25 protein-coding genes and 1 pseudogene are annotated in these 26,003 nt (G+C 66.3%); 13 read left to right on the top strand and 13 right to left on the bottom strand.

Annotation, left to right across the window (positions count from 1 at the left end; genetic code table 11):
• The 6 genes and pseudogenes from M8859_RS34915 to M8859_RS34890 form a co-directional block, all read left to right on the top strand.
• Nucleotides 1–129, top strand: a pseudogene (locus M8859_RS34915) (cytochrome P450); the annotation flags it as partial.
• The gene (locus M8859_RS34910; RefSeq protein ID WP_195072297.1) at nucleotides 129–932 is read left to right on the top strand and encodes an SDR family oxidoreductase; all 804 of its coding nucleotides are present in this window, start codon (nucleotides 129–131) and stop codon (nucleotides 930–932) included. The pseudogene M8859_RS34915 and the gene M8859_RS34910, both read left to right, overlap by 1 nt.
• Before the next feature lie 14 nt (nucleotides 933–946).
• Nucleotides 947–1,144 (top strand): ferredoxin, encoded by a 198-nt coding sequence (locus M8859_RS34905; RefSeq protein ID WP_159929855.1) that lies wholly within the window; start codon nucleotides 947–949, stop codon nucleotides 1,142–1,144.
• Between the two features lie 139 nt (nucleotides 1,145–1,283).
• Nucleotides 1,284–2,876: a succinic semialdehyde dehydrogenase gene (locus tag M8859_RS34900; protein ID WP_195141417.1), complete on the top strand. Its 1,593-nt coding sequence runs from the start codon at nucleotides 1,284–1,286 to the stop codon at nucleotides 2,874–2,876.
• A gap of 98 nt (nucleotides 2,877–2,974) precedes the next feature.
• Nucleotides 2,975–3,460, top strand: a complete 486-nt coding sequence (locus M8859_RS34895) for a glutathione peroxidase (RefSeq protein WP_159929859.1) — start codon at nucleotides 2,975–2,977, stop codon at nucleotides 3,458–3,460.
• A 155-nt stretch (nucleotides 3,461–3,615) separates the two neighbouring features.
• The gene (locus M8859_RS34890; protein ID WP_159929861.1) at nucleotides 3,616–4,080 is read left to right on the top strand and encodes an NUDIX hydrolase; all 465 of its coding nucleotides are present in this window, start codon (nucleotides 3,616–3,618) and stop codon (nucleotides 4,078–4,080) included.
• Nucleotides 4,081–4,526: 446 nt separating this feature from the next.
• Here M8859_RS34890 and M8859_RS34885 read toward each other — a convergent pair whose 3' ends face one another.
• The 3 genes from M8859_RS34885 to M8859_RS34875 all read right to left on the bottom strand — a co-directional run bounded on the left by M8859_RS34885 (nucleotide 4,527) and on the right by M8859_RS34875 (nucleotide 6,019).
• On the bottom strand, nucleotides 4,527–4,730 hold the full coding sequence (locus tag M8859_RS34885; protein ID WP_249645539.1) for a hypothetical protein: 204 nt from the start codon (nucleotides 4,728–4,730) through the stop codon (nucleotides 4,527–4,529).
• Nucleotides 4,731–4,968: 238 nt separating this feature from the next.
• Nucleotides 4,969–5,196, bottom strand: coding sequence for a hypothetical protein (locus tag M8859_RS34880; RefSeq protein WP_249645538.1), 228 nt, complete (start codon nucleotides 5,194–5,196; stop codon nucleotides 4,969–4,971).
• A gap of 421 nt (nucleotides 5,197–5,617) precedes the next feature.
• Nucleotides 5,618–6,019 (bottom strand): hypothetical protein, encoded by a 402-nt coding sequence (locus tag M8859_RS34875; RefSeq protein WP_249645537.1) that lies wholly within the window; start codon nucleotides 6,017–6,019, stop codon nucleotides 5,618–5,620.
• Nucleotides 6,020–6,209: 190 nt separating this feature from the next.
• Between M8859_RS34875 and M8859_RS34870 the strand changes: the two genes are divergently transcribed.
• Entirely contained in the window at nucleotides 6,210–6,803 is a 594-nt protein-coding gene (locus M8859_RS34870) for a hypothetical protein (protein WP_249645536.1), read from the top strand.
• Nucleotides 6,787–7,221: a 2'-5' RNA ligase family protein gene (locus tag M8859_RS34865; RefSeq protein WP_249645535.1), complete on the top strand. Its 435-nt coding sequence runs from the start codon at nucleotides 6,787–6,789 to the stop codon at nucleotides 7,219–7,221. The genes M8859_RS34870 and M8859_RS34865 overlap by 17 nt, the downstream gene beginning before the upstream one ends.
• Before the next feature lie 388 nt (nucleotides 7,222–7,609).
• On the opposite strand, the gene M8859_RS34860 is transcribed toward M8859_RS34865, so the two are convergent.
• The 4 genes from M8859_RS34860 to M8859_RS34845 form a co-directional block, all read right to left on the bottom strand.
• On the bottom strand, nucleotides 7,610–8,974 hold the full coding sequence (locus M8859_RS34860) for an NtaA/DmoA family FMN-dependent monooxygenase (protein ID WP_249645534.1): 1,365 nt from the start codon (nucleotides 8,972–8,974) through the stop codon (nucleotides 7,610–7,612).
• 19 nt (nucleotides 8,975–8,993) lie between these two features.
• On the bottom strand, nucleotides 8,994–10,043 hold the full coding sequence (locus M8859_RS34855; RefSeq protein WP_159929871.1) for an LLM class flavin-dependent oxidoreductase: 1,050 nt from the start codon (nucleotides 10,041–10,043) through the stop codon (nucleotides 8,994–8,996).
• Nucleotides 10,044–10,256: 213 nt separating this feature from the next.
• Nucleotides 10,257–11,921, bottom strand: a complete 1,665-nt coding sequence (locus tag M8859_RS34850; RefSeq protein ID WP_159929873.1) for a sulfatase-like hydrolase/transferase — start codon at nucleotides 11,919–11,921, stop codon at nucleotides 10,257–10,259.
• 170 nt (nucleotides 11,922–12,091) lie between these two features.
• A complete protein-coding gene (locus M8859_RS34845) occupies nucleotides 12,092–12,778 on the bottom strand; it encodes a TetR/AcrR family transcriptional regulator (protein ID WP_159929875.1) in 687 nt (228 codons plus the stop codon).
• Between the two features lie 147 nt (nucleotides 12,779–12,925).
• Between M8859_RS34845 and M8859_RS34840 the strand changes: the two genes are divergently transcribed.
• A complete protein-coding gene (locus tag M8859_RS34840; RefSeq protein ID WP_159929877.1) occupies nucleotides 12,926–13,864 on the top strand; it encodes an NAD-dependent epimerase/dehydratase family protein in 939 nt (312 codons plus the stop codon).
• A 16-nt stretch (nucleotides 13,865–13,880) separates the two neighbouring features.
• Here the strand turns inward: M8859_RS34840 and M8859_RS34835 are convergent, their stop codons facing one another.
• Complete coding sequence (locus M8859_RS34835; protein ID WP_249645533.1) at nucleotides 13,881–16,688, bottom strand: helix-turn-helix transcriptional regulator; 2,808 nt, start codon at nucleotides 16,686–16,688, stop codon at nucleotides 13,881–13,883.
• A 191-nt stretch (nucleotides 16,689–16,879) separates the two neighbouring features.
• On the opposite strand from M8859_RS34835, the gene M8859_RS34830 reads away from it, so the two are divergent.
• The 3 genes from M8859_RS34830 (at nucleotide 16,880) to M8859_RS34820 (ending at nucleotide 19,442) form a co-directional block, all read left to right on the top strand.
• Entirely contained in the window at nucleotides 16,880–18,076 is a 1,197-nt protein-coding gene (locus tag M8859_RS34830; RefSeq protein ID WP_249645532.1) for a phosphotransferase family protein, read from the top strand.
• Between the two features lie 3 nt (nucleotides 18,077–18,079).
• Nucleotides 18,080–18,604: a hypothetical protein gene (locus M8859_RS34825; RefSeq protein ID WP_159989369.1), complete on the top strand. Its 525-nt coding sequence runs from the start codon at nucleotides 18,080–18,082 to the stop codon at nucleotides 18,602–18,604.
• Between the two features lie 508 nt (nucleotides 18,605–19,112).
• Nucleotides 19,113–19,442 (top strand): hypothetical protein, encoded by a 330-nt coding sequence (locus tag M8859_RS34820; protein ID WP_159929883.1) that lies wholly within the window; start codon nucleotides 19,113–19,115, stop codon nucleotides 19,440–19,442.
• Between the two features lie 197 nt (nucleotides 19,443–19,639).
• Here M8859_RS34820 and M8859_RS34815 read toward each other — a convergent pair whose 3' ends face one another.
• Both M8859_RS34815 and M8859_RS34810 read right to left on the bottom strand, forming a co-directional pair.
• A complete protein-coding gene (locus tag M8859_RS34815; RefSeq protein ID WP_159929885.1) occupies nucleotides 19,640–20,065 on the bottom strand; it encodes a hypothetical protein in 426 nt (141 codons plus the stop codon).
• 518 nt (nucleotides 20,066–20,583) lie between these two features.
• Complete coding sequence (locus M8859_RS34810) at nucleotides 20,584–20,859, bottom strand: GlsB/YeaQ/YmgE family stress response membrane protein (protein ID WP_159929945.1); 276 nt, start codon at nucleotides 20,857–20,859, stop codon at nucleotides 20,584–20,586.
• 343 nt (nucleotides 20,860–21,202) lie between these two features.
• On the opposite strand from M8859_RS34810, the gene M8859_RS34805 reads away from it, so the two are divergent.
• The gene (locus tag M8859_RS34805; RefSeq protein ID WP_159929887.1) at nucleotides 21,203–22,450 is read left to right on the top strand and encodes an MFS transporter; all 1,248 of its coding nucleotides are present in this window, start codon (nucleotides 21,203–21,205) and stop codon (nucleotides 22,448–22,450) included.
• Between the two features lie 175 nt (nucleotides 22,451–22,625).
• Here M8859_RS34805 and M8859_RS34800 read toward each other — a convergent pair whose 3' ends face one another.
• From M8859_RS34800 to M8859_RS34790, 3 genes are all read right to left on the bottom strand, one after another.
• Nucleotides 22,626–23,129, bottom strand: a complete 504-nt coding sequence (locus M8859_RS34800; protein ID WP_159929889.1) for a DinB family protein — start codon at nucleotides 23,127–23,129, stop codon at nucleotides 22,626–22,628.
• A gap of 584 nt (nucleotides 23,130–23,713) precedes the next feature.
• Nucleotides 23,714–24,403: an esterase/lipase family protein gene (locus M8859_RS34795; protein WP_201295379.1), complete on the bottom strand. Its 690-nt coding sequence runs from the start codon at nucleotides 24,401–24,403 to the stop codon at nucleotides 23,714–23,716.
• A 149-nt stretch (nucleotides 24,404–24,552) separates the two neighbouring features.
• A complete protein-coding gene (locus tag M8859_RS34790; RefSeq protein WP_249645531.1) occupies nucleotides 24,553–25,566 on the bottom strand; it encodes a BtrH N-terminal domain-containing protein in 1,014 nt (337 codons plus the stop codon).
• Nucleotides 25,567–26,003 lie beyond the last annotated feature (437 nt).

The raw sequence follows: 26,003 nt of genomic DNA, 5'->3' as shown, positions 1-26,003 counted from the left end.
AGGGTCGCGTTGGGGGAGTTCGCGTCGCGGGTGCGGTCCTTCGAGGTCGTGGAGTCGGGGATCGTGCGTGTTCATTCGTCCAACGTGCGTGGTTTCGCGCACCTGCCCATCACCGTGGAGACCCGATAATGCCTAGATTCGCCCCTCACCCCGAGCGCAGGCCCGCGCTCGTCTCCGGCGCTTCCTCCGGAATCGGCGCGGCCACCGCCGTGGCCCTGGCCGAACTCGGCCACCCGGTCGCGCTCGGCGCGCGACGCGCAGACCAGTGCGCGGAAATCGCGGACAAGATTCGCGCCGACGGCGGCGAAGCCTTCGCCCACCAGCTCGACATCACCGAGCCGGACTCCATCGAGCGGTTCGTACAAGCCGCCGAAGAAGCGCTCGGTCCGGCCGAGATCCTGGTTTCCAGCGCGGGTGACATCGAGTTCGGCCAGGCGCACGCGATGGACCCGGAACGGTTCCTGCGCCAAGTGCAGGTTCACCTCGTCGGCGCGCAGCGTCTCGTGCACCGGGTGCTGCCCGGCATGCTGCGCAGGCAGCGCGGCGACGTCGTGCTGATCAGCTCGGACTGCGCGCCCGAGCCGCGTCCCCGCACGGGCGCCTACAGCGCCGCCAAAGCGGGTCTGGAAGCGATGGCAGCCCAGATGCGCATGGAGCTCGAGGGCAGCGGCATCCGCATGTCGCTGGTCCGGCCCGGCCCGACCCTGACCGGCATGGGTATGGACTCCACGCCGGAGACCGTCGGCCCGGTGCTGGAGGACTGGAAAGCCTGGGGATTCGCCAGGCATCCGTACATGCTGCGCGCGAGCGACCTGGCCGCCGCCGTGGTCGCCGTGGTGTCCACGCCCCGGGGCGCGCACCTGGTTCTGGTCGAGGTGCAACCCGAGGCGCCGATACGTCCCCTCGCCGACGGCGCGGAGTCGAAGGAATAGAAGGAGAGCCGACGATGCGAGTGCTGGCCGATCTGGACCTGTGTCAGGGTCACGCCGTTTGTCAGGACGAGGCGCCGGAGGCGTTCCACGTCCCCAAGCGCAGCAAAGTGGAGATCCTGGATGCCGTCACGGACCCGCGATCCCAGGCCGATGTGCGGCGCGCGGTCCGCTACTGCCCGACCCAGGCGCTGTCGATCGTCGCGGACGAGTGAGCGGAAATCTTCGCTCCAGGCAGGTAGGCACAGCGCGCCGGGGCGAATACGATGAAACCAAAATCGGAACGTGTTCTAATTCAGTCGCACTGTCCGGCCCGGCACCTGCGGCGATGCCCGACGTCATGGAGAAGACACGATGAGCACAGCACACACCGACAAGGCGACGGCCGCCCTGCCCGCCCGGATCACCGGGGAGCTGATGGCGCGGCTGACCGGCTCGGTCGCCGCCGACGGTAGCGCAGCGCCGTTCGAGATGACCGAGGTCTACACCGGCGCGCCCGTCGGCGTGCTTCCGCAGTCGACGCCGCGAGATGTCCTGGCCGCCTGCGCCGAAGCCCGAGTGGCGCAAGCCGACTGGGCCGCACTGCCGCTGCGACAGCGGCTGCGCGTATTCGAACGGGTGCACGAGCTGATCCTCGGCGAGGTGGAGACCATCGCCGACCTCATTCAGATCGGGTGCGGCAAAACGCGCCGCATGGCCGTCGAGGAATCCTGCGACGTGCCCATGGTGATCAGCCACTACCTCAAGACCGCGCGCCGGGTGCTGCGGCCCAAGCGGCGCGGCGGCCCGATGCCCCTGTTGACCAGCTCGACCGAGCAGCACCGTCCCAAAGGTCTCGTCGCGGTGATCGCGCCGTGGAACTTCCCGTTCGCCATCGCCCTGTCCGACGCCGTGCCCGCGTTGATGGCGGGCAACGGCGTCGTGCTGAAGCCGGACAACAAGACCGCGCTGTGCGTGCTCTTCGGCGTCGAGTTGCTGCACCGCGCCGGGCTGCCCCGCGGACTGGTCCAGGTGGTGTGCGGTGAAGGTCCCGACATCGGTCCGACCCTGATCGACAATGTCGACTTCGTCATGTTCACCGGCTCCACCGCCACGGGCCGGATCGTCGGCGAGCAGGCCGGTCGCAACCTCATCGGATGCAGCCTGGAACTGGGCGGCAAGAACCCGATGATCGTGCTCGCCGACGCGAACTTGGACGAGGTGATACCCGGTGCGGTGTTCGCGGCGTTCGCCAACTCCGGCCAGGCGTGCATGCACATCGAACGGATCTACGCGCATCGCGCCATCCACGACGAATTCCTGCGCCGATTGACCGCCGCCGCGGCCGAGTTGAACGCGAAGATCGGCGGCTCCTACGACTACACGCCGGAGTTCGGTTCCCTCGTCTCCCCGCAGCATCTGGAGCGGGTCGCCGCTCACGTCGAGGACGCTCGGGCCAAAGGCGCCACCGTGCACGTCGGCGGGCAGGCGCGCCCCGACATCGGTCCGGCCTTCTACGAGGCCACCGTGCTGACCGGCGTCACCCCCGAGATGACCCACGCGACGCTGGAGACCTTCGGCCCGGTCGTCACCGTGTACCCGTTCGACGACGAGCAGGAGGCGGTGCGCCTGGCCAACGCCACCGACTACGGCTTGAACGCCAGTGTGTGGACCCGGGACTTCGCGCACGCCCAGCGGATCGCCGCGCAGCTGCAAGCGGGCAACATCAACATCAACGACGGCTTCGTCGCCACCTACGCCGCCAAAGGCACGCCGTCGGGTGGCCTGAAGCAGTCCGGAGTAGGCACCCGGCACGGCGACCAGGGGCTGCTGAAGTACACCGACACGGTGAACGTCGGTGTGCTCAAGAAGCAGGTGCTCGCCGCGCGCGCGGGTCAGCCGTACGACAAGCAGCTGAAGATGACCTTGACGTCGCTGCGGCTGATGCGCCGGACCAGGTTGCGCTGAGCGCGGTTCTGCACCGGCGCGCACGCGGCGGTCAGGATTCCGCCGATCCGGTAGCGTGGCCGTCGGGGTTGGATCCACGGAATCGAGAACGGATACGTATGAGCCTTCGAGAAGTTCCGCTGCGCACACTGTCCGGCGAGCCGACGACGCTGGCCGAGTTGGTCGGCGACCGCGCCGTCCTGCTGGTCAACGTGGCCTCGAAATGCGGTCTGACACCGCAGTACTCCGGCCTGGTCGAACTGCACAACACCTTCGGCCCGCGCGGTTTCAGCGTGGTCGGCGTGCCGTGCAACCAGTTCATGGGCCAGGAACCGGGCACCGCGGAGGAGATCCAGCAGTTCTGTTCCACCACCTACGGCGTCGATTTCCCCCTGCTCGAGAAGACCGACGTCAACGGTGAACAGCGGCACGCCCTCTACCAGAGCCTGGTGGACACGCCCGACGCCGAAGGCAACGCCGGTGACATCCAGTGGAACTTCGAGAAGTTCTTGATCGACCGCGACGGCAAGGTCGCGGGCCGCTTCCGCCCCAGGACGACGCCCGAGGCGCCGGAACTGGTCGCGGCGATCGAAGCCGTGCTCTGAGGTAGACGCGAAAGCCGGAGCCGTCGTCCGATCGAGACGGCGGCTCCGATCGGGTTCCTGCGGCCGTTCGCGCGGTTCGAATTCACCGAACTCCGTTCGGGAGCCTGGAAGACGCATGTTCGACAGAGTCGATGCGGGTGGAAGGACTACGCTGCATGAGCGTCACGGCCGACTCCGGTCACAGCACCGAGCCCGAGCGCCACAAGGTCACCGGCGATGTTCATCTGGTTCTGCGCCGCGGCGACGAAGTGCTGTTCGGCCGACGGAAGAACACGGGATTCGAGGACGGCGCTTGGCACTTGCCCTCGGGTCATCTGGAGGCCGGCGAATCGGTCATCGAAGCCCTGATACGTGAGTCGCGGGAAGAAATCGGCGTCGCGATCTCGCCCGCCGACGTGCAGTTCAGCCACGTCATGCACAACTCGTCCTCCGGCGGCCGGATGGCGTTCTTCTTCACCGTACGGTCCTGGCAAGGTGCGCCGACGAATCTGGAGCCCGACAAGTGCCACGAGCTCCGGTGGTTCTCGGCAGATGCGCTGCCGGACCGCATGATCGATTACTGCCGCGCAGCGGTATTGCATATCGCCGAGGGTGAACTGTTCTCGACCTTCGGTTGGTAGGTATGGTGGCCCACCTGCCGCTACGCCAAGAGGCGTTGCGCGGAATGCGACACGGTCGGCTTCGAAGGCTGGCCACTGCTGATACGGCCGAGTAATTCGCGCGGCCTCTCAGGGGCTGAATCGTTCGCGTTCTTCAGACCCACGGAGGCCGCCGAATCGGCGTGCGCCGCATCGAAGGCCGAAGATCCTGTAGCCGTGGGAGTACCTCCGTATCGTCCTCAACGCTCCGCCATCGGATATCCGAGGCCCCGACCGGCTCCCGTCCGTCTTCCGAGACAGGTTCGTCCGTCAGCTCGCATTCCCCAGTGTCCTGGCTCGGTGCCATCTCTGCCCGATGCCGCCCAGCGGAGTTGGTCGAGTTCCAATCGGCGCCGACTCGAAAGCTCAATACTGCGGCAAAGAGCACCGAACTCGGCCACAGAATCCAAACGACTGAGGTCGTCAACTCAGTCGCCGCTCACGATCAGCAGCATGGAGGCCACTTCGAGATGCACGATGCACTCGTCCGGGCGGTGAAATCTATGGATGTGCCGAAGCTCACGAGCGCGTTGAACAGTCAGCTCCAGTAGATGCGCGTGGCAAATGAACTCAGCGAGCATGCCGTCTGCTTGGACAAACGTCCTGTCCGGCAGCGGATCCGAGTACATCATGACGCCCCTCCCGCCTGTGGGTTCATCCTCCTTGGCTCTTCCATTCCGGCACACCCCCGCAGGAACGGTCCTGCATCCGGCGGCTGATCGGGCCGCGCCTCGACAGCCGGAACCGCGAGGGCCGACGGCGAATTCGGAGTGATGCCGAGAACGAAACGCTTCGGCGGCTGACAGTCAGACGGCACGGATAGGTTCCTTTCGGGCTCGGATACTGACGGTGGAAGCGGCAGAATCGGGCTCAGTCCCATAGCCCGGCGCCGGGCAGCGGCGGCAGATCGGCACGGACTTCGTCATCGACGGTGACCACGAATTCCGGGAAGCCCTGCTTCAGTTCGTCGGCAACGTTCTGCGCTTGCTCGGCGCCGGCCTGGTAATCCAGGCTGAGCGCACCGGATTCGATGTGGATGTGCCGGACACGCTGGGACGGGCGGAGAGGCCGGTGGACAGCGTGAGTCGCATAGGGCATCGAAGAGCACCTTCCCGGCAATGTGGCTGAGGGCTGAACGCGGTCCCCGGCGCCAAGGGCTTTCGCCACCCACTCCGGCTCACCGGGGCGGATGCGCCGCCCTAGAGGTGCGGCGTCGGCTTGGCGCCGGGGACCGGTTCAACCGTGCCCGTTGACCGTTGGCAGGTGCGACCGTGTAATGGTCGGGTAACGATGGTCTAACGTGCGCATTTCCCCAGCTCAGGCGGCAAATCGTAAGGTATGGCAATGGTCAGAGGGCGGGCATGGACGGGCTTCGAGGCGGTGGCGCTGCAAGAAGCCATGAGGCGATCGGTTCGAGACTTCGCCGCCTTGCTGGGACTGGAGACGACGACTGTCAACAATTGGCGGACGGGCCTCAGCTCGGTCAGGCCGCGTTCGAATACACAGGCCATCCTGGACATCACGCTCGACCAGCGAGCAACCACAGAAGACCGGGCGCGGTTCGAGCAAATCGTGGCTGAAGGGGAGTCTGCATGGAGGGCACGGCACCAGCCGCCATCCCGCGGTCGACGCATGCAAGTGCTGCGTCTGCCGATGGCGAGGCGATCAGTACGTCACACACAGACGACAGTGAAGCCACCGAGCCGCCACGTCGGGATCGGGGGTCAGTGCAGAGTTGATCACCGTACTGGCTCGCGTCCACAAGCTGAGCCGCTCGATCGATCCCGAGATTCTTCAGCAGCTGCAGAGCAGTACGCGTCAGACCATCGCGCAGTACGAAACGATTGATCCAGCCAAGTTGGTTCCGGCCCTCCAAAAGCAGCGTGTCTGGCTTGATGAACTCATTGACGAGTGTGGTCATCCGAGACAGCGAGGTCTACTTTTCGAGATCGCGAGTGAGACCTCAGGACTCCTTGGCTACATCGCAGTCGGGGCCGGAAATTTTTCGCTCGCCCGTGTCTATTGCTTAGAGTCCGTCCAGCTCGGCGACTATGCGCAGGACAACAATCTCCTAGCATGGGCACGCGGCCTGCAAAGTTTCTGCGAATACTATGCGGGGACAGTACGACGAGGCGCTGCGATACGCACAAGACGGCCTGGCTCATGCTGGTTGCGGGCCGCAGCACGCCCGCCTTGCCATCAATGGGGTCGCACGGGCGATGGGAAAGCTCGGTGATGTCGAGGGTGTACACCGCGCGGTCGATCAGGCATACGAAAGCTTGTCGCACCACAGCACACAGGCGGTCGTTCCGTCCAGTATCTCGTTCGAAAGCTACACTCCAGCGCAAGTGGCCGGGAACGCGGCGACCGCGTATCTGTCCTTGGCAATGCCAGAGAAGGTCAAACAGTATGCAAAGCTTGCTTTGCCCGAGATGAACGACACGAACTCTCTATGGGGTCGTTCGCTGGTGATGATCGACTTGGCGCGCTCACACGTCCTGGCCGAAGATGCCGACTTGGATGCCGCCACGAGCATCATGCTCGATGCCCTCGGCGTGTCACCGGGTAAGCCTATGATGCAAGTTCCCCGCAGGGTTTCGGAGTTCGTGCATGATGCCACGGCCAGGTGGGGAGACGCGTCACAACTGCGTGCTGTACGAGAGGCGCTAGCGAACATGACGAGCATTGATGAGCGAGATGAGTAACGCGGACGATAAACGGCGCGATCGTAGCGTTGGGCCACTGGGCTACTACTGGTTCATCACTTTTGAGCATGCTCCGGACCTCCACGCGCTGACCAAAGAGTGTCAGCAAGCGATAGACACAACGTACTTCTATCCGGTCCCCTCGGATGGACTGCATCTAACACTGGATCGAATCGCATATGACGGTGAGAGTGGACTGGAGCAGCTCGATTCAATCGTCACCGCTGCTCGGCGCGCTTTCCAGGATCAAAATTCCTTCACCTTGACTATCGAGCAACTGGGCAACCTTCGTGGTGCAATAGGTTTCAAGGTATCGCCCGCCGAGCGCGTCCGAAACCTTCGCGATGCGCTGCGTTCGGCAACCTTATCCGTCTTGCCTGAAGCTCCAGTCAAAGAGTCGATATTCGTTCCCCAGTGACGATTGCCTACCCGGCCTCCGAAGGGCTCTCGTCCATGCCTATTGATCTTGTCGAAATAAATACTGCCAACCGCAGAGCGGATGTACCGGTCATAGAGGTGGCGATGGTTCTACTCGAGCGCCGCGAGTTCTGTTATTCATGGGACGTCTATGCACGCATCTCGCTAGGTCGATAAGGGTGAATTTGTACCATCAACGGGTCTCTATGCTCGGCAGGGAATTCCTCGAACGGATGGGATGCGTCGGTGCTCTGCGGGGTGATCCGGTCCAAACAGTGTGGTACGGCGGTGCGGTAGCCGATATCCTCACCGCACCCGCTCCGGATACCTCGGGCGACGACTCGAACCGTTACGGTCGTGTCTGTCTGACAGGAAGTGGCTGTCCTCGGTCAGCTCCGCCGAGTGAGCGGCTCGCGTAATCCCAGGTGCTCGCGCAGCGTGGTCCCGGTGTACTCCGTGCGGTACACGCCGCGCTCCTGGAGTTCGGGAATCAGCCAGTCCACGATTTCGTCCAACCCGGTCGGGACCAGATGGGGCGAGATGTTGAATCCGTCGGTGGCGCCGTGGCGTACCCAGCGGGCCAGTTCGTCGGCGACCTGGCTGGGGGTGCCCGCGAAGCCGGAGCGTTCGGTGGAGGCGATCACGACTTCCCGCAGGGAAAGGTTCTCCGCTTCGGCCCTGGCGCGCCATGCGCGGGCGATGGCCACCGGATCCTGTCCGGAGCGCGGTGCGCCGCGCGTCTCCGAGATCGCGCGCGGCTGAGGGTCGTCGGTGGGCAGCGGGCCGTCGGGGTCGAGCTCGGACAGGTCGCGGCCCCAGATCTGACCGGCCAGCGAGAGCGCCGTCTGGCCGGTGTACTGCCCGTTCTTCACCCAGCGGACCTTATCCTCGACCTCGGATTCCTTCTCCGCGAGAACGATTTGCGTGCCGGGCAGGATGCGGATGTCGTCCTCCGGGCGGCCCGCCGCGCGCAGGCGTGCGCGGATGTCGGTGGCGAAGGCCAGCGCGTCGTCGAAATGTGTTCCGTGCCTGGAGAAGATGACGTCGGCATGCGCCGCGGCGAAATCGCGGCCTGCCGGTGAGTCGCCCGCTTGGAAGATCACCGGATGCCCTTGGGCGCTGCGCGGCAGCGTGGGGGTGATCGTCACGTCGAAGTGTGCGCCCGCGCGCACCACGGGATGGATCGCCTCCGGACGCGCCCACGACGGGCTCTGCTGCGAGGTCGCGATCGCGCCGTCGTCCCAGGCGTCCCAGATCGCCCGCACCGTCGCCACGAACTCCGCGGCGCGTTCGTAGCGCAGGGCGTGGTCGAGGAATCCGCCGCGCCGGAAGTTGGCGCCGGTCCAGGCGTTGTCCGTGGTGACCGCGTTCCAGCCCGCGCGACCACCGGACAGCAGATCCAGGCCGCTGAGTTTGCGTGCCAGGTCGGCGGGCTCGTTGTAGGTGGTGTTCTGCGTGGCGACCAGGCCGATGTGCCGGGTGATGCCCGCCAGCGCGGCGAGCTGGGTGATCGCGTCGGGGCGACCCGCGATGTCCAGTTCCAGGATCGCGCCGTCCTGCTCGCGCAGCCGCAGGCCCTCACCGAGGAAGAACGCGTCGAACAGGCCGCGCTCGGCGGTCTGCGCGACCCGGCGGAAGGTCTCGAAATCGATCTGCGAGCCGCTGGAGGGGTCTGACCAGATCGTGGTGTGGTTCACGCCCTGGAAGAAGACGCCGAAGTGGATCTGAGCGTCGGGGCGCGGGAAGTCGGTCACGGAAACGATCTCCTGAGGATCAGCGCGTGGTCGCGTAGCGGTTGGCGGGGCGGGTCAGCCCGAGGTTGGCGCGCAGCGTCGAACCGGGGATCGGACGGCGCGCGACCCCGGTGCGCAGCAAGGCGGGCAGCACCTCGCGCGCGAGCACGGGCAGGTCCTCATCGATCACCGCGAGGTGCAGCCGCACTCCGTCGAGATGGGCGCTGAGCTCGGTCAGCAGGTCGGTCAGCTCCGGGGCCGGACCGGAGAATGCCAGTCGGCCGGACGAACGGGGAGTGGCTTCGCCGAATCGTCGCACGGCGGGGACCCCGGCAGCATCCAGGGTGACTTCGACCTCGGCGAAGATCAGCCGGTCCCCGGCGGAGCGTGCAGCGGCCGCCGCCTCGGCGGCCGTCGCGACGGAATCGGCGGCGACGAACCGGACGTCGACCGAGCCTTCGGCGCCGAACACCACGGGCTGGCCCTGGGGCGGGCGCGGCACGATAGCCGGCCCTTTCACGGAGAAGGTCTCGCCCTGGAAGTCGATGTAGTGCAACTTGTTCCGATCCAAGAATCGGCCGCTGACGTAGTCGCGGATCACCGCGTCGTCCTCCCAGGAGTCCCACAGGCGGCGCGCGACTTCGATCGAATCCTCCTGCTCGCGCGCAAGATTCACGTCTCCTACTACCGGCTGGCGCCCCCAGGCAGCGGCGGCGCGCTGGTCGTCGACGCGCTCGGCGATCCAACCGGCCCGCCCGCGCGAGGCATAGTCCAGCGACGCCACCTGTGATGCGGTGTGGAACGGTTCGGCGTAGGTGGTGGCCACGGTGGGGACCAGTCCGATCGTGCTGGTCGTCGCAGCCACGAACGATGCGCGGGTCACCGCGTCGATGCGACCGGGTATCGCCTGCTCCGGCAGGATCGAGTCGGCGAAGGTGGCCAGGGTGAATCCGGCGTTCTCGGCGGCGGCCACCCGCCCGCGCACGGTGTCCGGGGTGAGCAGGCGGTCCGGTGTGTGCGCGGCTCGCCGCCACGCCTCGGGGTGGAACCCCTCACCGTCGAGTTCTACGCCGAGCGCGAAAACACCCATTCGACACCCTCTTTCGTCCCGCAGACCATGGCGCGGCCGCCGGTATCGGCGGCCCGAACCGGGCACGATCCGGCTCGGGCCACCGACGGCGCACCCGCTCCGAGCATGCGCGGCGGCGGCGGGAGGGCGCGACGGTTTGCGTCGTGATGATTCGAAGGGTGTCGAACGGAGCCCGCTACCGCCGCACGGGGCTATCGGAGTGGCAGCGCCCGATCAGGACGGCCTGGGCACGGCATCCAGCAGGGCGTGGCCGATCCGTTCGGCTTTGATCAAGATGTTCGTCTGCGCCGAGATGTAGTCGCCGATGCCTTCCTCTTGGGCGGCCCGCAGATACGGCGGTAGCGGCTGTTGGATCTCGGTGCGGATGATGTTGTCGAGCAGCGACTCCATGTCCGCGCGCAACGGATTGCCGGTAGCGGCCTGGTTGTCGAGTTCGAGGCGTCCACCGTCGGTGCTGTAGTCGTAGAGCTCGAATTCTTGCTCGGCCGCCGGATCGATCTGGATCTGCCCGTGCACCCAATGCGAATACGACGCGAACTTCGCCTCGGCGGTGCGCACCATCGCCACGTGGCCGGGGGCGTTCTGGTTGAACAGGATCGCGGCCTCTTCGATGGAGGCCTCGTCCGTGGTGTGCGCGACCCAGGGACGGCCCGGGGCAGCCGCATTGCGGCAGACGGCGGCGAGGTCGAGCCGCCCGCTGAGATGTTCGTAGCGTCCGTCGCCGCGCCATTCGTCGCCGCCGGTGCCGATGGTGAGCAGCAGGGGAGTGAAATCGACACTGGAGGTGAGCTGGTCCCTGGTGCCCGTGCCTTCGACCGGGCTCAGGTAGCCGCGTGGGTCGTGGACGTACAGCGGAACCCGCAGCGCCTCGTCGTAGGCGGCCCCACCTTTGCCGTGCAGGCCGTGCGAACCGGCGTAATCGCCGTGGTCGGAGGTGAAGACGACGACGGTATTGGCGGCGACGTCGGGGCGCGAGTGCAGAGTGTCGAGCACGCGGCCGATCTGGATGTCGACTTGCTGCTGAGCCCACAGATACAGATTGCGCATCTCGATCCAGGCATGCACAGCTTCCGGCGTCCCGTAGGGCGCCGCCCCGAACGCCACCGCCGAGACCTCGACCAACGCCGTCTGCAGGCGGGGCTTGCGCGACAGTTGCTCGAGGGACTCGAAGTTGGGTGGCAGCTCGTTCATCCACCGGGGGATATCGGCGTTGAATTGATCGCGACGGGTCCAGCGCGGCCACCACTGGATGTCGTGCGGATTGACCAGCGACACCGTCGTGCACCAGGGCGCGTCGCCGGAGTCGTTGTGGAACCAGTCGGCGAATTGGTCGACGATCTTCGGATCCGCTTGCAGCCCTTGACCGGGCGCGCCGTTCGGGGAGGGATAGGTGCCGCCGCGGAAACCGTAGGCTTCCAGCGCGCCCGGCGTGCGATCGGAATAGCTGCCGAGATGCCACTTGCCCCAGTAGGTGGTGTCGTAACCGTGGTCGCGCAATATCGACCCCCACGTCGGGAACAGCGGTGACAAGGTCGACTCCGACACGACCATGACCCCGGTCTGCTGCGCGTACAGGCCGGTCAGCAGGCAGCCACGAGCGGGCGTGCAATCGTTGGCCGCAGTGTAATGATTCTCGAACGATACGCCGCCCTGGCGGATTCGAGCGATGTTCGGCAAGAGGGAGTCCAACGCCTGTTGATCGGGAAACCACACGGGTGTCCGCATCTCGTCCACGATGATCACCAGGATGTTCGGCTTGTCCGGATCGGTGTCCGCCCGTGCTCTGCCCGGGGCGGCCCCTGCCGAAACGGCGGCCGCGGCCGTCGCCGAAGTGGCCGCGCTGGTAAGGAATCCCCTGCGAGTGAACGAGCTCGGCAATGTTCCTCCACGAATGAGTCATGGTCGTCGGTCGAATGGAACGCGGAGAATCTCGGTGCTGTCACCGTAGCGTCGCTCGGCGGCCCCGTTGTTCGACTCCAGGGCGGACACGCCGTTGCCGTGTATTCGCCGGTGACCTGTTCGGGCCCACGCTCACGCGTGAGCCGATGTCAGGGCAGGCCCACCAGGTCGGCCATCAGGTTCATGTGGTGGGTGAAGTAGTCGGCGCGGGCGTCGATGAGTTTGTCCAAACGGCCGAAGATCTCGAAATCGAGCAGACCGAACAGATGGGTCCAGCCGGCGAAGACGCGGTCGAGCACTTCCTCGTCGAGTTCGGAGGACTGTTGCACGATCAGGCGACGCAGGTCGGCGCGCACCGATGCGGGTAGCGGAGTCGCAAGCGGCGGGGGCGTGAGCTGTTTCGTTCCCTCCTGGGCGATGGCGACGAGCCGGAAGACGACGGCCGCGGCGGGCGCCACCGTGTCCTCCGGTGCCTCGTAACCGGGCACCGGGCTGCCGTAGAGCAGCCCGTACTCAGCCGGATGTGTCAGCGCCCAATCCCGCACGGAGGAGCACACCGCAAGCCAGCGGCCCCGCAGATCGGTGGCGGGCAATTCGGCTTCGGCGGCTTCCGCCGAGGTCGCGAGTGCCTGATAGGCGTCCATGATCAAGGCGGTCAGCAGATCGTCCCGGCTGGGGAAGTAGCGGTAGAGCGCGGACGCGACGATACCGAGATCGCGCGCTACCCCGCGCAGGGAGAGGTTCGCGCCGTCGGCCGCCAGTCGTCTGCGCGCGGCCGCCTTGATCTCCTCGGTCATCTCGGAGCGGACACGGGCGCGCAGGGACGGGGCGGACATGCCCCCAGTATAGAGAACAAGTCACCGATCGGAGAATGGCTGATGCAAGAGTGAACGCTGTTCTTGACTTGGATTGGCGCTCACATTAGTCTTCTGGGCAGTAGAGAACAGTGTTCTCGATTCGGAACGCTAGACAGGATGGTTGCCATGTCGCTGTACGTCGTGATCGGAGCGGGACCGGTCGGGTCGGCCACCGCAGAACTGCTCGCCGCACGCGGTGAGCGGGTGCGCGTGATCACCCGGCGCGGTCTCGGCCCGGACCATTCCTCGATCGAGCGCGTGGCCGCGGACGCTACCGACGCCGCGGCGCTGATTCCGCACTGTGTGGGTGCGAAGGTCGTTTTCCAGTGCGCCCAACCCGCCTACCACCGTTGGGCGAGTGATTTCCCGCCCCTGGCCGATGCGGCGCTCCACGCGGCCGAGGCGACCGGAGCCGGGCTGCTCAGCGTCGGAAACCTGTACGGGTATGGGCAGGTCGACGGCCCGATCGGCGAGCGGCAACCGCTGCGCCCCAACAGCGTGAAGGGGCGGGTTCGCGCGGAGATATCGGCCGGGGCGCTGGCCGCGCATCAGGCGGGCCGCGTTCGCGCCGCCGAAGTGCGCGGCTCGGACTACCTCGGCGCGGGAGCGAAATCGGCGTTCACCATGGTGGCGCTGCCCGCCGTGCTCGCCGGTCGCCGGGTATTGTTCCCCGCTGATCCGGACGCCGCGCACAGCTGGACCGATGTCGTCGACACCGCGCGGACCCTGGTCGCGGTCGCCGACGACGAAAACGCCTGGGGCCGAGCATGGCACACGCCGACCGCACCGCCTCTCTCCATCCGCGAACTGGCCGCACTCGCGGCGACGGTCGCGGACGCGCCACCCGCGCGCGTAGGCCGGATGCCTGCCGCCATGCTCTGGGCCGCAGGACTTTTCGATCCCGACGCACGTGAGATGCGCGAGACGCGCTACCAGTTCGATCGGCCGTTCGTCATCGACTCCTCCGCCGCGAACGCGGCCTTCGGCATCGAACCGACACCCACCGTGGAGTCCCTGCGCGCCACGATCGCCGTCCTTCGGAAGGACATCGCGTCAGTCGATTGAGCGGTGGGTGCCGAAATCACCGCAGACGCGGCATCGCCGAGACGATCTCGCGCCGTGAGCGTAGGTCGAGTTTGGCCAGGATATTCGACACGTGGGACTGAATAGTGCGGCGGGACAAGAACATCTGCGCTGCTATATCGGAATTGGAGTAGCCCTCGGTCACCAGCGCGGCGACCTTGCGCTCGGTATCCGTGAGCGCCGCCCAACCGGCTTTGGGCCGGTTGCGCGGACCGCGGACGCCCAGTCGAATACCGTGCGGTCGCACCCGTGCGGCCGCACGGGCGCGGTCCCACGAGGCGCCGAGGCGTCCGTAGAGCCCCACCGCCGTATCCAGCGCGCCGCGGGCCTCTGCTTCTCGTCCCGAAGCAGCGAACAGCACCGCGGCGTTCTCGTGTGCCTGGGCTTCGTGCAGCGGCCACCCGGACTGCCGGAACGCGTCGGCGGCCGCGAACAGGGTCTCGGGATCGTCGTCCGCCAGAGCGCGGCACAGCAGGGCCGTCCCGGTTCGGCCGGCGGTCTTCTGCCGTGCCAGCAGTTCGTCCGCTTCGGCTACCACCGCCCGAGCCGCCTGCTTGTCACCGACGTCCGCGGCCAGCCGAGCGATATCCGGGTAGATGTAGTGCAGGGTGGACGCGCTCAGGCCATCGGCCAGCCGCTGCTGGGTGCTGACGAGCAGTTCCAGCGCCGACTCGGGGTGGCCGCGGGCTTCGAGCGTCAGCGCCTTGACCCAGGGGTGGAGCTGCGCGTACCCGGTGCTGCCCAAACGATCGTCAGGTGCGGGGATGCCGTCGGGGTCGGGCAGGAAGGTGCCGCGGTGGATGCCGATCAGTGCCGCCAGACTGTGTGCGACGGGCGCGTACCCGAGGACATCGGGCGCTTCGATGCTCGCCGTGCACTCGGCCAGCGCGTCGTCCCAGCGACCGTCGAGCAGATACAGTCGCGCCTTGGCGAGCAGATTGGCGGCGAGGTAGACGCCGTGCATCCTGCGGTTGTGCCCGATCGCCGTCTTCAGCGTCTGTTCGGCGTCGGCGAGGCGATCTAGTTCGATCAGGCAGTGCGCGTACAACACGTACGGATCGAATTGGTCCGACCCGGTCCCGTCCTCGAAGACGGCGAGGATCCGGGTACTCAGATCCAGTGCCTCGTCGAGGTAGCCCCGGGTGTAGCGCACCGCACCCATGGCCATGAGCCCGTATCCGGTGGCGAGCGGGTTACCAGTGCTTTGCCCCGTTGCCGCGGCCCGCCGACCGGCTTCCTCGGCCGCCTCGAACCGCTCGAGGAAGAAATTGTCCAGTGCGGACATGCCCAGAAGCCGGCCCGCGTCCTCGGCGTCGACATCCATCGTGGACAGGGCGGTCTCGGCGACTGCGACGGCTTCGGCCAACCGGCCCTGGGATTGGCAGACTTGGACGAGCAGCCACGTCAGTTCGACATCGTGGTCGTGCTCCGGCCGAGTGCGCAGTGCGGTGCGCACCACGGATTCGGCCTCGGCGGCGCGTCCGTTCCACAGCAGTGCCCGGGCATGCCAGCGGGTCAGCACCGACCGCGAACCGCCGTCCAGATCCGGTTTGGTCGCCGCGCGACCCAGCAACTGCACCGCGAGCTCGGGCGCCCGCACGATCAGCTTGCCTGCCACGGCTACCAGCCAGTCGAGGCTTGTCTTGTCCAGTTCGTGGCCACCCGTCGACAGGTAGTACGCGACTCGTTCGATCGGCGCTCCGGTCGCTTGCAGCACCTGCCCAGCCCTGCGCAGCAGATTCGTGCGCAGCGAAGCGGGTAGCCGACCTGCCAGCACGTCGCGCACGAGGTCGTGGCGGAATACCAATTCGGAATCCACTCGTGTGAGCAGGCCGCCGTCCGCCGCCTCGGTAACCGCCGTCCAGACGTGCAGGAGCGGGCTGTCCAGCACCGCCGCCAGTTCCCCGACGTCGATGACGGGTCCCATGACAGCGGCCATCGGCAGCAGGTCCCGCGTGGGGCGGGACAGGAGCTCGAGCCGCTGGGTGATCGCCTCCGACAGCGAGGCGGATGGCACTTCGTCGGCGTCCGGTACCGCCGGAGCGGCGACTTCGGCGACTACTGTGATCGCTTTCGCGCGCGCCAAGGCGGCCACCACTTCGGTGATGTGAAGCGGATTTCCTCCCGCGTCGGCCACGATTCGCGATAAGCCCGGGCCAGGGGGAGCTCCGACCAGATGTCGCACGAGCGCCGCCGCGGCCGAATCGGGCAGTGCGCCGAGCCGGATCGCCGGGGCCTGCCGTCGATCGAGTTCGGCCGACAGGGCGGCGAACGCGGCGCCCGGCGGCAGCGGGCGGGCCGCGAGCACCAGTAGCAGCGGTAATGCGTCGATGAGGGTGCAGAGCTGCTGCAGTACCGACAGGCTCGACGTGTCCGCCCAATGGACGTCGTCCACGATCAATGCGACCGGAGTGACGGCGCACCAAGCATCGACGCGATCCAGGATCCGCTCGGTGACGGCGAACTCCTGGGTCGCCGCGGCGTCGCCCGCGCGATCCCCGCTGTGCAGCAACGGGCGGCTCGGATCCGGACCGCCGGGCGTGGTGTCGTCGTGCTCCAGCCAGGAGCGCACCGCGGCGAACGGCACGTCCCGTTGCAGTTCCACGGCGGCGGTGACGCGAACGTGCAGGCCCGCTTCCGTGAAGCGGATACCGGCGGCCTCGAGCAGCGAGGTCTTGCCGATGCCCGGCTCGCCCTCCACGAGCACCACGGCTCCCTGCCCTGCCGCCACCCGGCGCGCGAGTGCCGCCAGGTTCTCGATCTCGGCATCACGACCGAGGAAGACCGTCGCGAGGGACTTCTGCATGCAGGTGAGCTTAAGCAGCCCGAGTGACCGGCCGGTCGAGCTGCCGGGCGCCGACGGCAGATCGTACGGATATTTCTGCGCGGTTCGACGGATGTTCCCGGCCCCCGGCTGCCATACCGTCCCTGGAGCATGCCCGGCGCGCGATTCGGGCAGGTGCAGCAGTCGAATCCAGCGAGCAGAGGAGACATCCGTTGGCGTCCAGTGCTTCCACTCCCGTATCGGAGGTGATGCGGGGAATCGTCCGCATAGGTGGTCACCTCGCCAAGGAGTCGGTGACACGGCGGCGGGCCCGGACCGCCGACGACGTCCCGGTGACCGGCCGTGAGGTAACAGCCGAATGGTTGACCGCCGTGCTGTGCGCCGGCCACCCGGGCGCAGCCGTCACATCGTTCGAGACACAGGACGTGAGCGCAGGCACCTCTACCCGTTGGAAACTCGGCGTGACCTACAACGCCGTAGGTCAGGCGGCGGGACTGCCGGAGCAGTTGTTCGCGAAGACCACCTCGGACTTCAAACAGCGTCTCACCCTGGACCTGGCCGGAATCATCGGCGGCGAGCCCGGCTTCTTCACCCACTTGCGGCCGGACTTGGACATCGAAGCCCCGCTCGGCTATCACAGCGCTGTCGACCATCGGTCGGGCCGGACGATCTCGTTGCTCGAAGACATCGTCAGCACCAAAGGCGCCACCTTCTGCACACCGCAGACACCGATCGACCGCACTCAGATGGAGGATCTGTTGTGCACGATGGCGACCTGGCACGCCCGCTACTGGAACGACGCCGGACTGCGGCGGCACCGGTGGCTCAAGCCGCCGCAGGCGCACTTCGCGAATCTCGACCGGTTGATCGGCATGTCGAAACGTGCACAGGTCGGAGCCCGGCGGGCAGCGGCGGTGCTGCCGAAAACGCTGACCGACGACCACGACCGGCTGTATCAGGCACTACAGCGATCCCTGGAGATCGCCAGCACCGGTGCGCAGACCTTCTTGCACGGCGACAGCCACATCGGCAACACCTACATCACCTCAGACGGTCGCATGGGATTCACCGACTGGCAAGTCGTCCTGCGGGGCAGCTGGGCGTATGACGTCGCCTACGTGATGGGCTCGGGTCTCGCGGTGAACGACCGGCGGGACTGGGAACGGGAGCTGCTGGCCGTGTATCTCGACCGCCTCGCCGACCGCGGCGCACCGGCGCCCGATTTCGACACGGCGTGGCTGGCCTACCGGCAGCAGGCGCTGTACCCGTATTTCATCTGGCTGGCGACGATGGGTCACAGCGCCATTCAGCCGAAATATCAACCGGACGAGATCTGCCTCGGCATCATCGACCGCACCGCTCACGCGGTGCTCGACCTCGATGCCGTGAAAGCACTGGAAGAGGGGTAAGCCGTGCAGATCATCAGTACTCGCTGCAGTCTTTTCGAATACACGGTGACGGCCAAGGGCCCGTGCGCGGTCGATACGGCCTCGGCGATCGGCGTCCACAGGTACTTCCACGATTGCCTACGCGTGACTGTCGGCGTGGCTCACGGAGACCTCGTCCTGGCCGGCGCGGCCGTGCGGACTGTGCAGCGCATTGTCGCGGAGACCGACGCGGGGCCTGTCGTCATCGACGGCGTCGCGCATCTTCCGATGTCCGGTGACCTCATGAGCGCCGCCACCGACGTAGACGTGCTTTCGGCACTGGCAGACACCCTGGACGTCCTGGTGGAAATCACCGAACGGCTCGAGGAACGCGGCGAACGAGTCCACCTGATGCCTTTCGGTTGGCACAAGTCCTCCCACACCCGGGCGGTAGCGGGACCGGCGGCGCAGCGAATCATCCACCTCGCGGCGAACGGAAAGTCCGAGCGAACCGGTGCTGCGCGGGATGTACGCCCCTGTCCGGTTGGTGCCGCAGTGCGCATGGCGTAACCGTGTCTCGCTGATCGGAAGCTTCTGGCCGCAATGCCGGTGGGGTGCGAACACGCGCTGCCGCGGTGCTCTCGACCTGGTGAGTGGGCGAACTCGCGCGAGGTCGACAGATCAGGTGCCGGTCCCCAGCCGACTGTGGGCATCGCAGCTGCGGTGAGCGTTCCGAAGAGATCGAGTTCGATGCCGGACCGCCACCTGGCGGGCGTCGGGGTCGTTAGCCACTTAGGTGCGCGTCGGAGGGGATATCTACGAATCATCGCATCAAGTGACTATCGATTCGAGAAACTGAGCGACTCCGGCGCTTGGTGGTTGCCGCGATGGTCCGCTTGCTGCGGTATGTCACCTTCGATCTGCGATGCTAGCTCTATACGCCAGTTCAGGGACGCTTCTAGGCTGCACCCAGGGGAGTGCGTTGTCGGCCGACGCAGACCAATCCTCCGTGATGTACATGCGTTGATGCCCGATTGCCGCTATTATGTTAATCGTCATTCTAAGACCTAGGAGCGCGATGATGCGTACCCCCTTTCGCCTGGCCGCCGCTTCGGTCGCGGCGGCGGCCCTCGTCGTCACCCCGGCCGGTGCGGCGGCCCAGCCGGTCGACACCTCCCCGCCACCCGCACCGGGGACCGCTATCGCAACCGGAACCGGAACCGGCTCGTCGGCGGTGGACCACGGATCGTCGGCGGTGCGCACGGGGCTGCTGTTTCTCCAGCAGGGCAACGTCATCGGGATTCTCGTGCTCTTGGCCGCCGCCCCTCTCCAAATCTTGACCAGCGGCATCTGCGATCTGGCCACCGGCTCGGCACTTCCGAATCCGTGCGCCCCGAGCACCCGGTGACCGAAGCGGGTCTTGTGTCGAATCGAAGCAGTCGTCGAACCCATGCCCTAGAACTGCTCGGCTAGCGCCACCCCCCGATGGGACGGTCCGGCACTGTCTGTTCGCCGGCACTGTCGAGGCAGAACCAATTGCGCCGTGTTCACGCCGGAAGCCCAGCCTCGAACTTTCGCCGCGCCTTCGGCCACGAGCGCCGAACACTACGGTGGCATCGACACCAACCGCGTCTCGCCTCCGATCGTGAAGACGCGGCGCTCACGCCACTGGGTGTCGAGAAAGAAGTCGAGGCGGGTGATGAAGGCATCGGATCCGGTAGTCGGGTCTGCGCGCACGGTGGTCATGGGCAGCAGGTAGGTCGAGGCGCCTTCTGATGAGTCCGGTTTCCACCGGAAGGACAAGACGATGGTCTCGCCGAAACAGGCGATCGAGATCGCGGTCAGGTGGATCCACGGTGTTCGGCCGCTCGGCGGGCCGCCGGGGGTGGGCGCGTACCAGCCTGTGGGCTGATGGGGGACGACCGGTTGCTCGTCAGGTGGCGGCAAGGCGGCCGCTGCAAGCAGGTAGTCCTCCAGTGCCTTCGCGATGCCGATCGCCCATGTCGGCGAATCGGCCTGATAAACGACCACGTTCCCAGTCTGCCCTCCGGACTCGGCCGCCGAGGCAGGGACTCGATGACGGCGAGGCGGCGCTATCCGAGTTCGATGCCTCAGCCGTGCCGGGCGAACGCATGGTGGTGCAGTGGCACCGTGGGAGATGTGTGGGCACATCGAAGAATTGCCTGACCGCCCCTCTCCGCCCAGGCGCGGTGCCGACGGGCCGGGCAAACCGTTCCTGCTCAGCGGCCTGCACACCCGCATCGAGCGCGAACTCGGCCGCGACATCGCATTCTCCGTCTTCCTCGCCGATCCCTCTTGCGCATCCGTGGCGCACTGGCGACAACCGCGATCGAATTCCACCGACGCGACCGCGATGTGCGGTCTTCGCTCGCCAGTATGTCGACCGACGTAACGGCCCGAACCTTCAAAAAGGTTCGGGCCGTTCGTATGTGCGGTGCGATGTCGGACAACGCGCTGATCTGCACCGAGATCGACGAGGAGAGACAGGTCGCCGTGCGCGTTGGGCGCCTGTGCCGCCGATCGGGGTGTCAGCGCAGTGCGCGGCGACGGCCGGTCACCAAGCCGACCAAGAACAGCAGGAGAACCGCGCCACCGAGGCAGGTGAACAAGCTGAACCACAGTCCGCCGCCCTCGACGTCGACTCCCAGGACCTTCAGCAGGAAGCCGCCGAGCAAACCACCGATAACACCCACGACGATGTTGAGCAGAATGCCCTGCTGAGCATCAGTTTTCATGATCTTGCTGGCGATCCAGCCCGCCAAACCGCCGATGATGATCCAACCGAGGATTCCGAGACCGAGCATCATATTCTCCGATTCATCGAGTTCGAGCCCGCACGCTGATCGAGCGAGCCGCCTGTCCTCGCCATACCCCGGCCGCCCGCCGTCAATCGTGTTGTCTTGCAGAGGGAGCAGCCGGCCGGCGCGGGTGCTGCCGTCGCTGCCTCGGTTCACTGGAGCAACAGAGGGAGACCGCTTCGGTGTGACGAGGTGGCATAGCTGTCACTTCGGCAGGATTTCTTACCTGGCCGCACAACGTCCGGTTGTGGTTCGTCGGGCCACGGTTGTTTGACCGTGTTGCCGCCGTTCGCTTCGATGTCGATGGTCTACACCGGGGATGTACGGATCGGATGGAGCTGGCGCGGATATGGCGAGTAGGCCGTCGCTGGGGCGACAGTTCGAGTGGTTGTGGGGGGCGTATGCGGTGAGCACACTCGGCACGTGGCTCGCGTTCGACGCATTTTCGCTGATCGCGATCCGGGTGCTGGATGCCGGGCCGAGCGCGGTGTCCGGATTGGCGGCTGCGGGGCTGGCGGTGGGGGTGGTGGTCGCGTTGCCACTCGGCCCTTGGGTGGAGTTTCATCGCAAGCGGCCGGTGATGGTGGCGATGGATCTGCTTCGGTTCGCGCTGTTGCTGAGCGTGCCTGCCACGTACGCACTCGGCCGGCTCGGCTTCGCTCAACTCTTGATCGTGTCGGTCGTTGTCAGCGCTGCCGACATCACCTTCACCGCGGCAAGTGGGGCGTATCTGAAAGCGCTTGTCCGTCAGGAGAACCTGCTGGTGGCCAACGGGCGATTCGAGGCGACCACCTGGACCGCCTCCATGCTCGGACCGCCGCTCGGCGGGGCGATGGTCGGACTGTTCGGCCCGGTGGTGACCGTGATCGCCAATGCGGTCAGCTTCCTGCTCTCGGCCGTGGGAATCCGCGCCATCGGCGGACCGGAGAAGCCGCCCCCGGCCCGGATCGACGGACACCGGCTGAGGGCCGCCGACCTGCTCGAAGGCTGGCGCCATATCCTGACCCACCCGGTGCTGCGCCCACTGTTGTGCAACGTGCTGATCGTCAACGGCTTGATCATGGCGACCACGCCGCTCATGGCGGTTCTTCTGCTCGGACAGCTCGGATTCGCGCCATGGCAGTACGGCCTCGCGTTCGCCGCACCCTGCATCGGCGGCTTGATCGGCTCACGCCTGGCCCGCCCGCTCGTCGCACGGTACGGACAACACACGGTCCTGCTCACCGCCGGTTCGCTGCGCGCATGCTGGCTGGTCGGGCTGGCATTCGTCGGGCCCGGAACTGCGGGCCTCGTACTCGTCACGGCTGTCGAGCTCGGGCTGATCACCTGCTGCGGCGTGTTCAACCCGGTTTCGGCCACCATCCGGCTCCACCAGATCCCCACCGACCTGGTCGCCCGCACCCTGTCCGCGTGGTCGATCGCCACCAAAACGAGCATCGCCGCCACGACCGCCCTGTTCGGCGTGCTCGCCGGATTCACCGGCCCCCGCACCGCAATCACCCTCGCCGGTCTGCTCATCCTGGCAACACCACTACTGCTCCCTCGACGCGACCATGCGCCACACCGAGATCGAGAACCCACCCGAAGTCCTACATGAGGCTCCACGATTCGTCACGGAACCGTCAGGCGGCAGTCGGTGGGGAGGCCCGGGCGATCGCTCACAACGACTTGACGTTCCAAGCGTTCGATGTGCCGGACAAGCCCGGTCGGCAACTGGTGATCTATCAGGCCGAGCCGGGTTCACCGAACATCTGCTCGGTAGTGCCGAAGTTTCACGAGTTCGGCTGAGACAGTGGGGACTTGTCGATCTGTTCGCGGAGGATGTCGCCGTGACCTGCGTGCCTGGCGAACTCTTGGATCATTGCCAGCAGCGTCCATCGCATGCTGACCTTTCCCTCGCGGGGATTGTCCTTGGTGTCGTCGAGGTCGAAGCGGGACGCGATCACACGTGATCGTTGGCTTGCGCGCTCGAATTCGGCGATTACCTGTGCCAGTGACTCGTCGTCGGCGACGGCGAAGGTGCCCTCGTCGCGGCGCGAGTATCCATCGCATTCGGATTCGTCGAGTCCTGCCCAGAACCGTTGAAACCAGATCCGTTCGGCGGCAGCGGCATGCTTGATCAACGAGATCGGTGTCGTCAGCGACGCGACGAGTCGTCGGCGGGCATCGGCCTCGGACAGGCCGCGTGCGGTCTCGATGAGTGCTTCGCGGTTGCGGTCGAGCATGTTCTCGATGACCGCTCGCTCGGTGCCGTGGGTAATTGTGTTGGTGCTCATGAGTTTTCACTCCATTCCGGTGTGTAGTCGAGGGTCGTGCGGATGTATCGGGCGGGCCGAATGACACAAGGCGGTGATGCGGCGATCGATCTCGGGAGAGGAACCCAAACGTCCGGTGTGTCAGAAAACGACCGGGAAGAAGAAGGGCATGCGATCCGCAAGTCGCGCGGATTGCGCACGGAGGCGGCGAGGCGGGCCGACGTCGACACCGCAGCCCAGGCCTGTCAGGAGGCGCTGCCCGGGGCCAGCATATCGCAGAGTCTCGATCCGGGCTGCATGTCGACGACGGCAGCCTTGTCGGGTAGAGGGCGCCAGCGAGGTCGAACGGGTCATCGACAGGCTTGTGTTCAGGCGTCGAATTCCGAGACCAGCCTGAGCATCTACCGCTCCGTCGACAGATGCCAACGGCTCTGCCTGCCACCAGCCCTCCAACAGGGTAAGCCGCCGGAACGCGAGAACCTGACCGCTCGAAACAAGGCAATCGAGGTGACCGTGGCGGGTCGGGGTGCCGTTGCTGAGGACCGGGCCAAAGATTCGGCCCCGCCTCGCGGATGTGAGACGGGGCCGGGCTGAGGCTCAGCCTACTACTTCACGAAGTCGCGCACGCCCTCGAAAACCGTCGACGACGACAGCAGCGCGGTATGGCCGATGCACAGCGTCTGTGTGTTGGTGGCACCGCTGAGAATGGTGCTCTGATCGGGGTTGATGATCTCGTCGCACGGTGACCACCAGGTGCCGTAGTTCACCCGGCCGGGGGTTTCGTCGGTGCTGTTGAGTTCAGCCAGGAAGGCTGAGCCGGGCCGCATCTCCGCGCAGGAGACGTCGAGGCATCCGTTGGCGACGTCTGTGCCGTGATTGGGGCCGGCGATGGAGACCCAGTCGTCGACGAAGTTCAGGCCGTCGAGTTTCTTCAGGTACCAGCGGCTGTTGAGGCCGCCCATCGAGTGCGTGATGATATCGACTTCGGCAGCACCGGTTCTCGCGCGCAGCGCATCGACCTGCGCTTTCACCTCCAGCGCGATGTCCTTGTTCGACTGGGTGGTGTCGTAGCTGAATCGTGCCATCTCATCCGCGGAGTATCCCGCGTCCAGGAATCGGCCCCACATGTAATTCCAGTTCGACGCCGATCCCTGCCATCCGTGGACGAAAAGGATCGGATCCCGCGCCGGCGCCGCGGCGGCCTGTGGCGTGGCGATGCCGAGTGAAGTGGTAGCCGTGGCGGCCAGGGTGATTGCGGCCATCCCGACGCGGCGCGTGATCGATGTGATGTGCATGAATTGACTCCGATCTGCTCGCTGCACTGCGAGCAGACAGAAGGTAGCGCCTGGAGGGCTCAGCCGGGGGCTTGTGAAACGTTGGGAATTCACCTTACGTCTGGTCTATCACGGCATTCCGCAGAGACGGTGCCTGAGCGTACCGGGCATCAGGGCTGAATCGCGTTCGGAGCTTGATTCCCCAGACGGCTCAGCGCCTGCATGGCCTCGCGTTCTATGCGTGAAAGATCGCAGAGAATGGTGCCCGCCTGTACGAGGCACTGCGCGTTGCCGGATACACCGGCTCGGGTGATCAATGCGGCGACTTCCGTCCAGAGGGTGGCGGCCTCGGTGTAGAGCCCGTGGCCGGTGCGCAGGTGGCGGCTGTCGAGCGTTTGGGCGCATTCGGCGAGGAAGTCGCGGTAGAAGTTGCGGAACAGGGCGCCGCCGGTGCCTGCCTTCTCCATCAAGAGGGCGGCCTGCGGTAGGTCCCGCTGCGGGTGGTCGGTCCGCTCGAGCCATGTGCGCACCAGCTTGCCGGCCTTCTCGATGCCTCGGTGGCCGAGGTTGGCGATGGGCGGGTTGAGGAAGGCGTCGGCGCAGGCGGTGATCGCGGGAATGATCCGACTCCGCGGGGAGAGCGGATTCCGCGCAGCGGTGAGGGTGAAGGACCGGTGCTTGGCGGTCATCGGGCCGCGGGCGGCCCTGGCCTGGGCGAGGCTGGCCCGGCTGGTTGATACCGTGCCGCCTTGCTGGTCGGTGTCCACCAGGTAGGCGTCGCGGTCGTCGTAGCCGTACATAGCGACGACATGACCACCGAAGTGCATCTTCGACCCGAAGTAGTCCAGGTAGTAGCTGTCGAGCTGCAGTCCGACGGGATGGCCGGCGTCGATGGGGGCGACCACGTTCTCCCAGGCTCTGCGAGGGGAGGTGGTTTCCTGGACCGAGAGTTCCAGCCCGAGTCCGGTGGCCAGGTTTCTGGTGAGGTCGAGAGGTTTGACCCGCCCCCCGAGGAAGGGGAAGCCCATGGCTTTGCTGTCCCAGTAGACGAAGGACAAGCCGGAGCCGAGGCCGAAGAGCATAGGCTCGGGCAGGTCGAGTGCCTGGTGGCGCAGCAGCACTCCCAGAGCTGTTGTCTCGCAGTGCTGGCCGCTGCGGGTTTCGATGTCGATTACCGTGGTCATGCTGCTTTCCTGGAGGGGGACGGTCAGCCGGGTCCTCAGTTCCTCTCGCGGTGCCGCTGCCGGCTCGACGAGATACGCCTCACCTACGGCGCCCGTGGGATGCGGCGAAGGGAGCCCTGTCGTCATCTTGGACTCTCCCATCGGGGGAGAGTCCAACGCCGTACCCATTGGCCTGAGGTCCCATCTACTCCCCACTGTGCCGGGACCGCGTCCACATTCGTCACCATCGGACATGCTCGACTTCGTTGATGCGCGTAGAGCCGACGCCACGGCTACCCACTAGCGCACCCAGTCTCTCGCTCATCAGAGTGCACGGAACCTTCGCGAAAACCCGTTGGCGGACCATCCCGACCACTGCTACCGTTCCGGCGGCCGTGCCAGAGAACGAGGAGGTGGTACCCGTGAACGCAGTATCGACATGGGTGCTCCCCTCTGGG

The sequence above is a fragment of the Nocardia sputi genome, assembly GCF_023501985.1.
The sequence above is the reverse complement of the archived record's forward strand: the minus strand, read 5'-3'. Positions and strand labels throughout refer to the sequence as shown.

What these genes read in the sequence shown, in the direction of transcription:
- M8859_RS34910 (WP_195072297.1), top strand. Translation starts at nt 129, where the DNA reads ATGCCTAGATTCGCCCCTCACCCCGAGCGCAGGCCCGCGCTCGTCTCC.
- M8859_RS34845 (WP_159929875.1), bottom strand. Translation starts at nt 12,778, where the DNA reads ATGTCCGCCCCGTCCCTGCGCGCCCGTGTCCGCTCCGAGATGACCGAG.
- M8859_RS34865 (WP_249645535.1), top strand. Translation starts at nt 6,787, where the DNA reads ATGAGCGAGATGAGTAACGCGGACGATAAACGGCGCGATCGTAGCGTT.
- M8859_RS34880 (WP_249645538.1), bottom strand. Translation starts at nt 5,196, where the DNA reads ATGCCCTATGCGACTCACGCTGTCCACCGGCCTCTCCGCCCGTCCCAG.
- M8859_RS34895 (WP_159929859.1), top strand. Translation starts at nt 2,975, where the DNA reads ATGAGCCTTCGAGAAGTTCCGCTGCGCACACTGTCCGGCGAGCCGACG.
- M8859_RS34875 (WP_249645537.1), bottom strand. Translation starts at nt 6,019, where the DNA reads ATGACCACACTCGTCAATGAGTTCATCAAGCCAGACACGCTGCTTTTG.
- M8859_RS34855 (WP_159929871.1), bottom strand. Translation starts at nt 10,043, where the DNA reads ATGGGTGTTTTCGCGCTCGGCGTAGAACTCGACGGTGAGGGGTTCCAC.
- M8859_RS34870 (WP_249645536.1), top strand. Translation starts at nt 6,210, where the DNA reads ATGCGGGGACAGTACGACGAGGCGCTGCGATACGCACAAGACGGCCTG.
- M8859_RS34885 (WP_249645539.1), bottom strand. Translation starts at nt 4,730, where the DNA reads ATGATGTACTCGGATCCGCTGCCGGACAGGACGTTTGTCCAAGCAGAC.
- M8859_RS34800 (WP_159929889.1), bottom strand. Translation starts at nt 23,129, where the DNA reads ATGAGCACCAACACAATTACCCACGGCACCGAGCGAGCGGTCATCGAG.
- M8859_RS34795 (WP_201295379.1), bottom strand. Translation starts at nt 24,403, where the DNA reads ATGCACATCACATCGATCACGCGCCGCGTCGGGATGGCCGCAATCACC.
- M8859_RS34810 (WP_159929945.1), bottom strand. Translation starts at nt 20,859, where the DNA reads ATGCTCGGTCTCGGAATCCTCGGTTGGATCATCATCGGCGGTTTGGCG.
- M8859_RS34805 (WP_159929887.1), top strand. Translation starts at nt 21,203, where the DNA reads ATGGCGAGTAGGCCGTCGCTGGGGCGACAGTTCGAGTGGTTGTGGGGG.
- M8859_RS34905 (WP_159929855.1), top strand. Translation starts at nt 947, where the DNA reads ATGCGAGTGCTGGCCGATCTGGACCTGTGTCAGGGTCACGCCGTTTGT.
- M8859_RS34820 (WP_159929883.1), top strand. Translation starts at nt 19,113, where the DNA reads ATGATGCGTACCCCCTTTCGCCTGGCCGCCGCTTCGGTCGCGGCGGCG.
- M8859_RS34790 (WP_249645531.1), bottom strand. Translation starts at nt 25,566, where the DNA reads ATGACCACGGTAATCGACATCGAAACCCGCAGCGGCCAGCACTGCGAG.
- M8859_RS34890 (WP_159929861.1), top strand. Translation starts at nt 3,616, where the DNA reads ATGAGCGTCACGGCCGACTCCGGTCACAGCACCGAGCCCGAGCGCCAC.
- M8859_RS34900 (WP_195141417.1), top strand. Translation starts at nt 1,284, where the DNA reads ATGAGCACAGCACACACCGACAAGGCGACGGCCGCCCTGCCCGCCCGG.
- M8859_RS34835 (WP_249645533.1), bottom strand. Translation starts at nt 16,688, where the DNA reads ATGCAGAAGTCCCTCGCGACGGTCTTCCTCGGTCGTGATGCCGAGATC.
- M8859_RS34840 (WP_159929877.1), top strand. Translation starts at nt 12,926, where the DNA reads ATGTCGCTGTACGTCGTGATCGGAGCGGGACCGGTCGGGTCGGCCACC.